General features: G+C 64.2%; 9 protein-coding genes, 1 tRNA gene and 2 pseudogenes. 6 read left to right on the top strand and 6 right to left on the bottom strand.

Annotation, left to right across the window (positions count from 1 at the left end; genetic code table 11):
* Both AC1D34_RS32160 and AC1D34_RS32155 read right to left on the bottom strand, forming a co-directional pair.
* Positions 1–1090, bottom strand: a 1090-nt coding sequence (locus tag AC1D34_RS32160) for an ABC transporter transmembrane domain-containing protein (RefSeq protein ID WP_476826419.1), incomplete at its 3' end; no start/stop codon positions are given.
* 95 nt (positions 1091–1185) lie between these two features.
* Positions 1186–1311: a hypothetical protein gene (locus AC1D34_RS32155; protein ID WP_476826418.1), complete on the bottom strand. Its 126-nt coding sequence runs from the start codon at positions 1309–1311 to the stop codon at positions 1186–1188.
* Between the two features lie 748 nt (positions 1312–2059).
* Between AC1D34_RS32155 and AC1D34_RS32150 the strand changes: the two genes are divergently transcribed.
* Entirely contained in the window at positions 2060–4492 is a 2433-nt protein-coding gene (locus AC1D34_RS32150) for a putative Ig domain-containing protein (protein ID WP_476826417.1), read from the top strand.
* Positions 4493–4745: 253 nt separating this feature from the next.
* Positions 4746–5092 (top strand): annotated as a pseudogene (locus AC1D34_RS32145) (IS5/IS1182 family transposase); the annotation flags it as partial.
* Between the two features lie 392 nt (positions 5093–5484).
* Here AC1D34_RS32145 and AC1D34_RS32140 read toward each other — a convergent pair.
* From AC1D34_RS32140 to phhA, 3 genes and pseudogenes are all read right to left on the bottom strand, one after another.
* Positions 5485–5560: transfer RNA gene (locus tag AC1D34_RS32140), tRNA-Lys, on the bottom strand.
* A 94-nt stretch (positions 5561–5654) separates the two neighbouring features.
* Positions 5655–6800, bottom strand: a pseudogene (locus AC1D34_RS32135) (solute carrier family 23 protein); the annotation flags it as partial.
* Between the two features lie 135 nt (positions 6801–6935).
* Positions 6936–7811: a phenylalanine 4-monooxygenase gene (gene phhA, locus AC1D34_RS32130; RefSeq protein WP_476826416.1), complete on the bottom strand. Its 876-nt coding sequence runs from the start codon at positions 7809–7811 to the stop codon at positions 6936–6938.
* Between the two features lie 122 nt (positions 7812–7933).
* Between phhA and AC1D34_RS32125 the strand changes: the two genes are divergently transcribed.
* On the top strand, positions 7934–8416 hold the full coding sequence (locus AC1D34_RS32125; RefSeq protein ID WP_476826415.1) for an Lrp/AsnC family transcriptional regulator: 483 nt from the start codon (positions 7934–7936) through the stop codon (positions 8414–8416).
* Between the two features lie 96 nt (positions 8417–8512).
* Complete coding sequence (locus AC1D34_RS32120) at positions 8513–9337, top strand: class I SAM-dependent methyltransferase (RefSeq protein WP_476826414.1); 825 nt, start codon at positions 8513–8515, stop codon at positions 9335–9337.
* A gap of 106 nt (positions 9338–9443) precedes the next feature.
* Here the strand turns inward: AC1D34_RS32120 and AC1D34_RS32115 are convergent, their stop codons facing one another.
* The gene (locus tag AC1D34_RS32115; protein WP_069879891.1) at positions 9444–11009 is read right to left on the bottom strand and encodes a 2-isopropylmalate synthase; all 1566 of its coding nucleotides are present in this window, start codon (positions 11007–11009) and stop codon (positions 9444–9446) included.
* A 420-nt stretch (positions 11010–11429) separates the two neighbouring features.
* Between AC1D34_RS32115 and AC1D34_RS32110 the strand changes: the two genes are divergently transcribed.
* Together AC1D34_RS32110 and AC1D34_RS32105 are read left to right on the top strand one after the other, a co-directional pair.
* On the top strand, positions 11430–12071 hold the full coding sequence (locus tag AC1D34_RS32110) for a YoaK family protein (RefSeq protein ID WP_476826413.1): 642 nt from the start codon (positions 11430–11432) through the stop codon (positions 12069–12071).
* 78 nt (positions 12072–12149) lie between these two features.
* Entirely contained in the window at positions 12150–12485 is a 336-nt protein-coding gene (locus tag AC1D34_RS32105) for a hypothetical protein (protein WP_441491561.1), read from the top strand.
* Positions 12486–12622: the final 137 nt, after the last annotated feature.

Genomic DNA, 12622 nt, shown 5'->3' with positions numbered 1-12622 from the left:
GTCCAATGACGCCGAGCCCGTCTCCCGGCTCGACCAGGATCTGCACGCCGGACACGGTCGGCAGCGAGGCGCCGGGAGGAGCAATGAACCCGCCCTCGATCTTGAGCTGCTTGCGCGGCGCAGGAAGGCGCGTTTCAGGCGAGCGCAGATTGAGCAGGCCGAGCGCCCGCCGCAGGCGCGTCGCGGCCTGGCGCGCGCCGATGAACAACCGCCATTGCGCCACGGTCGCATCGATCGGCCCGAGCGCGCGCGATGAGAGAATTGAGGTCGCGATGATGGCGCCCGACGAAATTTCCTGCCTGATCGCCAGGTAGGCGGCCAGCGCCAGCACCAGCGATTGCAGCAGAAGACGCAGCCCGCGCACGACCGCGCTGACGAAGGAATTGCGGTCGACGCCGGCCTGCGTCGCCTCAAGGAACGTCTGGTTCGCGTCCTGGAAGCGCTGCTCGATCCGGTTTGCGAGGTTCATGGTAGCCAGCACTTCGGCGTTGCGCCTGCCGCCATCGACGATCGCCTGTCGTCTTGCGCCGGCTTTCACCAGGTCGGAATTGATGCTGCGGGCCCGCAATTCGCCCCAGATCGCGAGCCCCGAGACGATAGCGGCGCCCAGTAAGGTCAGCCAGCCGAGCCAGGGATGAAACAGGAAGCAGATGATGAGGTAGAGCGGAACCCAGGGCAGGTCGAACAGCGCGGCCGGGCCAGGAGAGCTGGCGAACTGCCGGACCTGGTCGAGATCGCGGACCGGATCGATCCGCTCCTGGCCGACATTCGCGAGCAGAGGCAGCGTGACGGTGGCCCGGAAGGCCTCGCCCTGCAGATCTTCGTCCAGCCGCCGGCCGATGCGGGCGATCATGCGCGACCGGATCGCCTCGAGGACGGCCTGCACAGCGTATAGAAAGACGACAACGCCAAGAAGGGCGACCAGCGTCGGGACCTGTCGGCTCGGCAGCACCCGGTCGTAGACCTGAAGCATGAACAGGGAGCCGGTGAGCGTCAGGATGTTGATCGCCCCCGAGATCATGCCCATGGTCAGGAACGCAGCCCGGGAGCGGCCCAGGGCGCGCGCATAGGGAGATCCTGGAGTGGTCATGCCTTAAATACCCAATGAGGAGAGAACTGATGCGGTGTTTGYTAGTCTGAAGGCCGTACTCGCGTCTTGTTCGTCTCCGACAGCGTCTTGTGCCTTTACGACAACGAGAGCGGCACGGCGCCGGCCTCAGGCCTGGCGGTGTCGAACAGGTTCATCCGCTGACGCCAGCGCGGCCGCCTGTGCCTACCGGAGGTTGCCGCCGCCAGCGTCGTCGTTCGCATGGCCTCTCCCCGTATCGGGTCGTGAGAGGATCGGGATGTGCCCCAGATCATTCGTAACCGGGCTCATCTTCGAGACGGAGGCGAGCTCCCTGTGATGTTCATGGCCGCGGGGGCTGTGTCTCAGGCAGGAAGATGTCGCATTCCGCGGGTGTCGGTGTTGGCCGTCAGGTTTCGTCGCTGTGCATCGTCGACGAGGCGAGGGCAGTCTGCCTGGAGCGCACAGTCGCTTTTGAGATCGAGGAGATCGCAGTCAGCATCCGCAGATTTGCCGACCGGGTTGAGGGCGTGGCTCTTGAGACCGGCAGGTCAAGACGACCCTGTCGAGCCCGCTCAACAAGGCCGATCGTGGCGACACGCGCGGCGTAGCGCAGGATCCTGCGGGCCGGCGGGTATCGCGAGGTTCGTGTGAAGAGCCTCGAAAGCCAGCGCCTGAAGACGCCGCTGGGTGCGCTCAAGGCTTTGCCGCCGGGGGCGTCTCGATCTGGAAAACGAAGTGCGCGGGTTGCTCAAGGTCGATGGCGTCAAGCTGCTGGCGCGGCTTTACCGTGGCAAGAGTTATCAAGGCATTGGCGGACGTAAACAAGACGCATCGTCGTCTGCCGCCCTATGCACTCAGCTGTGCCGCACCGGCTGATCAGCTTCCCTCGAAGCCACAGAGTTGTTGAGGCCAGACTGAAACCGGATCGGGCCTGACGCTCGCCGTGTCGCTGCCTCTAGTTGCAAAAATCAACACAGATCGGATCACCCTATGGCCACAACGACCTTCACCTCTGGCGCGGACAAGTTGGTTGTTGCGGCGAGCGCGGATCCGTTCGACAGCACCAACGACGCGCCGACGCTTGGCTTTTATCAGGGCTTCGAAGCTGGTGACGCAGGCATTCTGGCTCGCGGCAATGGCTGGCATGGAAACATCGTCATCCATGACAGCGGCGATGACGGAATAGCCACCGCCGACGGAGGCAAATACGCGGTTTTCACCCAGAGCGAGGACACAGGTCCTTTCAGCCGCTTTGACGGCTATCGCAGCGACTTCGTGGACGGCCTGACCAGCAAGGTGAAGGTCTATCTCAAGACTGACTGGGCGGACGGCGAAGGCTTCGACTATTCGGTCGCGGCGACGCGGGCGGACGGCTCGCCTCTGCGTGACTTCATTTTCCATGTCACCAAGGATAGTTCGACGGGGCAGCTCCTGGTCGGCGCATCGAACAACACCAACTTCGATCCGCTCCAGGATCTGGAGTTGGGTGCGCACTCCGAAATTCCGAAGAGCGGCTGGTTCACGCTGCAACACGTCTTCCACAATGTCGCCGGCCATCTCGCGGTCGAGCTGAAGCTGATCGACGCCACCGGCGCTATCGTCTTCACRCAGACGCTCTCGACGACCGATTCGATCTCGGACGTGGGTGGCAACCGCTACGGCTGGTTCACCAATATCGACGTGGCGGGCGGCATCGCGGTCGACGCCATCTCGCTCGGCGACCTAGCCGGAAACCTCACCGAAACGGCAGGCGTCACCGGGAGCGCTGCCCCGCGCACCGTCACTGGCGAGATCCCGTTCCTGGATGCCGATCTTTCCGACAGCCACACGGTGTCGGTGGCGACACCGGCTGGAAGCGCCTATGTCGGTCAGCTGATCGCCACTGTCGCCAACGCCACGGCCGGGGCCGGGGACGGGGAAGGCATCGTCCGCTGGACCTTCTCGGTCGCCGACGCCGCCATCGACTTTCTGGCGGCAGGCGAGACGCGGACCCAGACCTATACCATCACGGTCAACGACGGCCATGGCGGAACGGCGACGCAGGACGTCACCATCACCCTCACCGGCACCAAYGACGCGCCGGTGCTGGCCAATGCGATCGCCGATCAGTCTGTCTCCGAAGATCAGACCTGGAGCTTCCAGATCCCTGCGAGCGCATTCTCGGACGTCGATGGCGATACGCTGACCTACAGCGCCAGCCTGGGCGACGGCTCGGCCCTTCCGGCATGGGTCACGTTCAATGCCGCGACCCGCACCTTCTCGGGCACGCCGCCGCTCAACTTCAACGGCTCACTCGATCTCAAGGTGACCGCCAGCGATGGCTCGGTCTCGGTCTCGATCTCCGACACCTTCACCCTGAGCATCGCGCCGGTGAACGATACGCCGGTGATCACGTCGAATGCTGGCGGGGACACGGCGACGGTTAGGGTCGCCGAGAACAGCACGGCGGTGACGACCGTCATCGCAGCTGACGCTGAGGCCGGCCAAACGCTGAGCTACTCGATCATTGGTGGCGCGGACGCGAGCAAATTCACGATCGGCTCATCGACAGGAGCGCTATCGTTCGTCACCGCGCCGAACTTTGAGCTGCCGACCGACGCGGGCGGCAATAATGTCTACGACGTTATTGTTCAGGCTTCAGACGGCCACGGCGGCATCGACACTCAGGCTATCGCGGTTTCGGTAACCGATGTCGTCGAGAACTTTGCAGCGCYCACYTTTGAACTCGCTRGCTTCGCGCCGGGCGCCGGCAATTGGAGTAACGACRACCTCTACAAGCGCGAGCTGGCCGATGTGAACGGGGACGGCAAGGCTGACATCGTCGGCTTCGGTCAAGCGGGGGTCTATGTATCACTCGCCACCGGCTCTGGGCACTTTGCAGCGCCCACYTTTGMACTCGCTGGCTTCGCGCCGGGCGCCGGCGRGTGGARCAGCGACGACCTCTACAAGCGTGAGCTGGCCGATGTGAACGGGGACGGCAAGGCCGACATCGTCGGCTTCGGTCAGGCCGGAGTCTATGAATCACTGGCCTCCGGCTTTGGGGACTTTGCGACGCCCCTCGCCGCCGAGGTTGATGCAGGGCCGCGCGATGGCCGCATCGCTACGATCCAGGGCGCCGGAGAAGAGGCCCTTCCTGGCGAACGCGGAAGCGATTTCATCTGGGGCTTGACCGCAGCCGAAACGCTCACCGGCAGCGCGGACAAAGTCGCGCCGGGCGGAGAAGCGGCGGACGATATGTTGGTGTTCGCCGCCAATGCCCCCGTCGACCATACGATCCGCAACGCTGGCGACGACGCCCTTCCGGGCGGAGGCGGAAGCGACTTCATCTGGGGCGTGACCGCAGGCGATACGCTCGCCAGTAGCGCGGACAAAGCCACGCCGGGCGGCGAAGCGGCGGATGATACCACAACTCCGTGCTTCTGACGAAGCGGGAGGACTGAAAGTGCCGGACACCGTCTCGGGCGGAGCACGGCCGCGGTCTCTCGCGGACGCGGGACTCTGGCCGATTAGTCGCCCGTGCAGAATCGGCAGGCGATTGATATTACGATTGGATTGAGGGCTCTGAAGTCGTCGATTTTTGCCGATTAGGCAGCTTCGCCCGTAGTTGTCTTGCAATTCGATCTGAGCGTCAGACCCTGATTCCATCTCCGTCACGGACGGCGATGGAGTGGCTTGGATGCGGCCGATGGAACCGGTGGAGAGCGGTCAGCGTGATCTGTTCCGGGCACGGCTCGACAAGATCATTGCCCTCGACCATGCCTTGGTCCGGCTGGCGCGGACGATTGACTGGAGCTACCTGCTGCGGTCCTTCGGCGCACGACCCGTCCGAGGAGGCGCTGTGCGAGCGTTGGGTCCAGAATCCGTATTTCCAGTTCTCTTGCGGCGAGGAGTTCTTCCAGCACGAACTGACCTTCGAGCGTTCTTCGCTCACCCGCTGGCGCCAGCGCATAGGCAAGGAGCAGTCGGCCGGTCGCCGTCAAAGCCGGCGCAACCAAACCGGCCGGGAAACGTAGTGTCAGTGTCGTTTTATCGTATCCGGGCCGCCCGGTTTAGCGCACGAAGAGCGCGAGTTGTGATCTGAGTGCCGTCCCGTAGCTGCTGACGCGAACGTACAGTCCGGGATCCTTTGCGGCATCGATCACCCGGCGCATCGCCGCGGGGACCAGGATTCCCTGGTCGCCAAGGCCCTGCCTCCAGGTTGCGTGACGAGGACGACTTCGATGCACCACGCGCGGCGTTGAGGACTGCGGTCCAGAGCATTTCCTCGTGCGCCGCATCAAGATCTGGACAAGCCACGAATTCATCGTGAGTGGCTGGCGCAGCGGCCACTTGGCTACAGCCACTCCCGGGAAGAACCTGAGAAGAACCTGCACGACTACGTTGGCATTCAGTCGCCTGCTAAGTTCTTGATTTCGTGGTGGGTGATGTAGGGCTCGAACCTACGACCCGCTGATTAAGAGTCAGCTGCTCTACCAACTGAGCTAATCACCCATACGCCACGAAGACGTTGCCTTTCTGCCGGCCGGAACCGCGTCAGGCAGGGGGCGTGTAACAAACGCCCCCTGCCCTGTCCACCCCGTTTGAGCAGAGTGATGAGGTTCTTCGGCGCAGAAAAATCGACCTTGTTCTCGACCCAGATCCGGCCCGCAGTCGCAGCGATCAGGCCGAAGACGACGACAGCGAGACCGCCCAGCACTGCGACCGGGATCGTGCCGATCACCGCGCCGAATTTGGGCGAGAAGCCGAGCACCAGTGCGATCACGCCCGCTGCGGCGAAGACCAGGGTCGAATAGACCCGCGTCACCGCCATCACGCCCATGTTTTCGGCATAGGTCGTGACGCCCGTGCCCCCGCCCGACCCGGCGATGATGGTCCCCAGCCCGTCGGCCATGAAGCCGCGCCCGATCAGCGGATCGAGGTTACGGCCGGTCATCACGGCAATGCCCTTGATATGCCCGAGATTCTCCGCGACCAGGATGATCGCGACCGGAGCGATCAGCGCCATCGCCTTGAAATCGAAGACCGGTGCGACGAAATTCGGCAAGCCGAACCAGGGCGCAGCGGCAATCTTTCCAAAATCGATCGTCGGAGCGCCGAAGGATGAGGCCGTGGCGGCGTAGACTACATAGGCCGTGAGGCCGCCGATCAGCACCGGCAGCCGCTGCGCCAGCCCGCGCCCGTACACCGCCACCAGCGCGACCGCGACGACGGTGAACAACGCGATCCACTTCGTATAGGGACTCGCCGAGATCATGTTCATCGCGACCGCGGTCAGGTTGAGACCGATCGCGGCGACAACCGCGCCGGTGACCACGGGCGGTAGCAGTTTCTCGATCCAGTTGGTGCCGACGGCCTGCACGATCAGGCCGATGGCGAAATAGACCGCGCCGCAGGCGATGATGCCGCCAAGCGCCACCCCGATATTCGCGTTGGGGCCAGCCCCGGCATAGCCCGTCGCAGCGATCACCACGCCGATGAAAGCAAAGGAGGAACCGAGATAGCTCGGCAGCTGCCCCCGGGTGATCACGAAGAAGAGCAGCGTCGCGATGCCCGAGAAGAAGATCGCGACATTGGGGTCAAACCCCATCAGCAGCGGTGCCAGCACTGTCGAGCCAAACATGGCAACGACGTGCTGCAACCCGGCGACGATCGTCTGCCCGGTCGGCAGCCGCTCATCCGGCATCACCGCGCCGGTTGTTTTCAATGTCCATTTCGGAAAATAGCCAGCCATGCCTCACGCTCCCCAGCCAAGCCGCGACCATGCTCGCGTCACGAAGGGACATAGAAGGCAAGCGCGCTGCCGCCGCCAAGACGGCGGCAGCGAAATCGCTGTGATTTCGGGGGAAAACCGGCTCTCCCCGGCAGCTCAGGAGGCGATCTGCGTTTGCCGATGGTGGCTCTGATCACCACGCTGGAAGAGACGATCCGCCGGCAGCGCCATTTCCGGATCGATATCGGCCCCGGCCCGCGCCTGGGACAAGGTCATCGCCAGCGATGTTTCATCAAGCGCCGGCATGGCGTCGAAGCCGGGCATCACGAAATAGCTCTGTTGGTAATCGTCGATGCGGTAGAGCGTACGCATCACGCGGACCGCATCGAAGGCGATGCGGTTGGGTGATGTGCTCTCGAGCGCGAAGATCGTCTCCCCCGGCGAGGAGGCGATGCCGGCACCGAAAATGCGCAGGCCGGACTTGGTCTCGATCAGCCCGAACTCGACGCTGTACCAGTAGAGCCGCGCCAGCCGCGCAAGATCGGCGGCATCATGCAGGCGCAATCCCGCTTCGCCATAGGCCGCGACGAAATCGGCATAGGACGGGTTCATCAGCAGCGGCACATGGCCGAAGATGTCATGGAAGATATCCGGCTCCTCGATGTAGTCGAACTCCTCTGGCCGCCTGATCCAGAAGCCCGCTGGGAAGCGGCGTGCCGCCAGATGCGTGAAGAAGACCCGGTCCGGCACCAGCCCCGGCACAGCCACGACCGTCCAGCCGGTCGCCGCTTCGAGCACGCGGTTCAGGTCGCGAAAATCGGGAATGCTATCGGCAGCGATGCCAAGCGCAGTGAGCCCCTCGAAATATTCGTCGCAGACGCGACCGCGGAGCAACTCGGCCTGGCGTCGATGCAGCCGCGACCAGGTTTCATGATCAGCCCGCGAATAGGCGTCGAAACATTGATCGACGACGAAATCCTCCGGTATTTCATGCGGCTTCAAGCCGGAGCGGGAGAACGGATCGGTCGACATGGCGCACCTCCCTTGCATGAAGGAAGGATGCGCAGAGCCGACGGTCATGTCCTGACCATTTCTTGTTCTTCGACACGTTTGTTGGCAGGATATGACGCGAATAAGTGGATTGAGGTCCGATCATGCCCCACCGCCCTGCAAACCCGTCTCGACTCGACGAGACCGATCGGCGGATCCTGCGCGCCCTGCAGCGTAACGGCCGGATCACCAACGCAGCTCTGTCCGAAGAGATCGGCATGGCGGCCTCGCCCTGCCTGCGCAGGCTCAAGGCGCTGGAGGAGGACGGCATCATTACCGGCTACCGCGCGGAACTGGACCGCCGCGCCCTAGGCCACGGCGTCGAAGCCTATGCCTTCGTCAAGCTCTCGCAATCCGACCCCGACTGGAGGACCCGGCTGGTCGAGAAGCTCAAATCCTTCGAGGAGGTGATCTCCTGCCAGGCCATGACCGGCGAATGCGACCTGCTCGTTCATATCGTCGCGGACGATATCGAGGCCTATGGCGAATTCGCGATGCAGCGCCTGCTGACCCTGCCGGGTGTCGCGGACATGCGCTCCTCCTTCGTGCTGGCGACGATCAAGGCGGACGAGGGCTGGCCGGTGTGAGACCGTGCGGACGTCTCGCACGCGTCGTGCTATTCTGCGTCCCTATGCCCGCCGCGCGACCGCGGCCAAGCGGAGCGTGATGGGGAGGCCTGGCTCATGGCCACATCCAGTGCCTTTGGGGATTTCGAGCATACGGGCTGGGGCACCGCGACGGTCGCGCTCGCCTATCATCGCAACCTTGGCGAAGTGACGTCGGGCTGCGTCCCCGAACTGATCCGCGCCGCCGAACTGAGATCTGGAGACAGGGTACTCGATGTCGCCTGTGGCGTCGGCTATGTGGCGGCCGCCGCGCGTGACCATGGCGCAGACGCCGTCGGCCTGGACTTTTCCGCTGTCCAGATTCGGTTGGCGCAGCAGACCTATCCGGGAATCCGCTTTGTAGAGGGCAATGCCGAGGCGCTTCCCTTTGCCGATGGTGAGTTCGATGCCGTCCTCAACGCCTTCGGATTGCCCCACCTGCCCGATCCGGACAAGGCACTGGCCGAGGCCTGCCGCACTCTCAAACCCGCCGGGCGCTTTGCCTACGCCTCGTGGAGCGACGCGACGAAGTGCATCGGTTTCTCGATGGTCTATGACGCGATCCACGCTCATGGCTCGCTGGACGTGGGGCTGCCTCCCGGCCCCAACTTCTTCAGCTATGGCGAACCGGGCTTCGCCGCCCAGTTGCTCGCCCGAGCCGGTTTCGTGAATATATCGACCGTGGAAGTCCCGCTGGTCTGGCGCGTTTCATCTCCCGACGCGATCATCGACGCCATTTCATCCGGCACGGTCCGCGCCGCAGCTGTCCTGCGCCTGCAGCGTCCGGAGAACCTGGCCAGGATCAAGGAATATCTGCGCGAACGGGTCTCCGCATACGAGCGCAACGGCATCTATGCCATGCCGTCGCCGGCCCTGGTCGCCAGAGGTAGCAAGCCCGGCTGACGAAGCATCACCGGTCTCGTCACAAACAGCCGGAACATCACTTTACCGCAAGCCCCCGGGACGAACTCATCGTCTCGCCCCGGGCTCCGCAGTTGAAGGGTGGCAGCTACTCCGCAGCCGCCTGCGCATGCACGCGCGCACCACGCGCGATCAGCTTGTTGAGCGCCGAGAGATAGGCCTTGGCCGAAGCGACCAGAGTGTCGGGGTCGGCGCCGCGGCCAGTGACCGACGCACCACCCTCGGAGAGCCTGACAGAAACCTCGGCCTGGGCATCGGTGCCCTCCGTGACGGCATGCACGTCGTAGAGCTCCAGATGGGCCTCGTGCGGCACGATCGCCTTGATCGCCTTGAAGACTGCGTCGATCGGCCCGTTGCCTTCGGCTTCCTCGGCGACGACGCGCCCTTCGACATCCAGCTTCATCATGGCCCGCTGCGGGCCACGCGTGCCGGCGATCACCGTCAGCGAGACCAGCTTCACGCGGTCATGCGCAGTTGCGATGTTCTCGTCGACCAGCGCTTCGATATCCTCGTCATAGACGTGCTTCTTGCGATCGGCCAAGGCCTTGAACCGGGTGAAGGCGTCCTCCAGCTGGTTGTCGCCGAGATCGTAGCCCATGTCCTTCAGCTTGGAGCGGAAGGCGGCGCGCCCCGAATGCTTGCCCATCACCAGTGAGGTCTTGGTCACGCCGACCGAGGCGGGCGTCATGATCTCATAGGTCTGCTGGTGCTTCAGCATGCCGTCCTGGTGAATGCCGCTCTCATGGGCGAAAGCGTTCCGACCGACGATCGCCTTGTTGTACTGCACCGGGAAGGAGCAGGCGGTGGAAACCGCCTTCGACGCACGCATCAGCATGGCCGACTCGATGCCGGTATCGTAAGGTAGCACGTCGCCACGGACCCGCAGCGCCATCACCACYTCTTCCAGCGCCGCGTTGCCCGCGCGCTCGCCGATGCCGTTGATCGTGCATTCGACCTGCCGGGCACCGCCCTCGATGCCGGCCAGCGAATTGGCGACAGCCAGGCCGAGATCGTTATGGCAGTGCACCGAGAAGATCGCCTTATCGGCGTTCGGCACGCGCTCGCGGATCGAGCTGAACATGGTGCGATACTCGTCCGGCGTCGCGTAGCCGACGGTATCGGGCAGGTTGATCGTCGTCGCCCCCGCCTTGATCGCTGTCTCGACCGCCCGGCAGAGATACTCGATCGGCGTGCGCGTCGCATCCATCGCCGACCACTCGACATCCTCGACCAGGTTGCGCGCCTGGGCGACGGTCCTGGTGATGATCTCCAGAACCTCATCCTCGGTCTTGCGCATCTGATGCTGCAGATGGATCGGAGAGGTCGAGACGAAGGTGTGGATGCGCGGCTTCACCGCGTGGCGGACGGCTTCCCCTGCCCGAGCGATATCGGCGCTGATGGCGCGCGCCAGCCCGGCGACCGTTGCGCGCTTGATCCGCTTGGCGATTTCCGAGACGGCCTCGAAATCGCCGTCGGACGCGATCGGGAAACCGGCCTCGATGATGTCGACGCCCATCGCGTCCAGCACATCCGCGACCTCCAGCTTCTCCTCGAAGGTCATGGTGGCGCCGGGGCATTGTTCACCGTCACGCAGAGTGGTGTCGAAGATCAGCACCCGGTCCTTGGAGGATGCAGTCTGGGAAGCGTTGGTCATGGTCGTGATCCTGAATGGGTCGCGCCGCGGTCGTTCAGATGGGCGCTTTAGGTCTGGAAGGCGGTTCTCGTCACTCCCCTGAGCGCCCAGGCATGCATGCCCGGCCGGCCCTCAGGGGCGGCTAAGGAGAAGAAGCTGACCAAGGCCAAGCGGAGCGCGCATGCCGACCGTCCGTGCGGCAGCACGGCTCAGGATCCAGGCATGGGTGGCAGATGCGGCCACGGGCGTTCCTCGTTCGACTGGACACGATGTAACCGAAAGCACCCGCGGTGCGCAAGCATGTGACGCATGCGAAGTTAGCGGCGTCATCTCGGCCGCAATCTCACTATCCTGCCCGAGCCGCAGCTGCTGGCGCGGCCTATGTTGTCCGCGCCCTGCGAATCGCATTCGATCGTCGGGCAGGCTGGGGAGAAATATCCGATGATGCGCTACGACCGCCGCACGATCGGTCTTGCGGTCGGGCTGACCTTCCTTGCCGGATATGTCGATGCGCTCGGCTTCATCAGCCTTGGCGGTTTCTTCGTGTCCTTCATGACCGGGAATACGACGCGGCTCGGGATCGAACTCGCCAACGGCCATCTCGGCGGCATCGCGCTGGCGGGCGGCATCATCATGCTCTTCATTGGCGGCGTGGTGCTCGGCTCGCTCGTCGGACATTTCGCCAGCGCAAAGCGTCATGCCGCCGTGCTGGCAGCTCTGACGACCTGCCTCTTCATTGCCGCCCTGGCCGGCAGGCTGGGAGAGACCGGCATCAGCATCGCCATGCTCGCCATCGCCATGGGCATGGAAAACGCCGTCTTCCAGCGCGACGGCGAGGTCACGATCGGACTGACCTACATGACCGGCACGCTGGTGAAGATGGGGCAACGCATCGCCGGCGCCCTGCTTGGCGGCTCCCGACTCGCCTGGCTGCGCCATTTCACGCTCTGGCTCGGGCTGCTGAGCGGAGCGGTTGCCGGCGCTTTCGCCCATAACATGATCGGGCTCGACGCAATCTGGCTGGCGGCCGCTTTCTCGGCGCTCCTGACACTGACCGCCTCCCGTCTCTTGCTGACGGACTGAACGGCGAATGGAGGCGATTGGAACGGCGCGGGGAATCGGTCATTGTCCCGGCCATTCGCCAGCCGGAGCCTGCATGCGATGCGCGCCACTTCGTTCTTGATCCCCGCCCTCGCCGGCTTCCTTCTCGCCGCCTGCCAGACAGCAGGACCACCGCCCGCCCCGGCTCCGGAGCAGGCAGCACCGGGCGTGACGCCCAGCACCTTCCGCATGCCGAGCGGATCGGGCTGCTCGGGCGAGGTCGAACGTTTCCAGGCGGTGATGGATAACGACCTCGCAACTGGCCACACCACCAAGGGCGTGCACAGCCGCGTCAGTGCCGAGATTGCCAATGCCCGCACGAGTTGCGCCGCGGGCAATGACGCCAGGGCGATCTCCCAGGTGCGCGCCACCAAGTCACGGTTCGGTTATCCGTAAGGCTTCTGTAATGGGCCTTTGATCGTCAAGTCCCTCTGAACGATATCTCGTCGCCAGGATCATGCTTCTGTCCGTGGTCAGTACGAAGACCGCCACACCATGCCATCAGATCCAGAGCCGACAGGTCAATCTAGGGG

This window comes from Allobosea sp. P1_A7, assembly GCF_056406775.1.
This window is presented reverse-complemented; position numbering and strand designations above follow the sequence as displayed.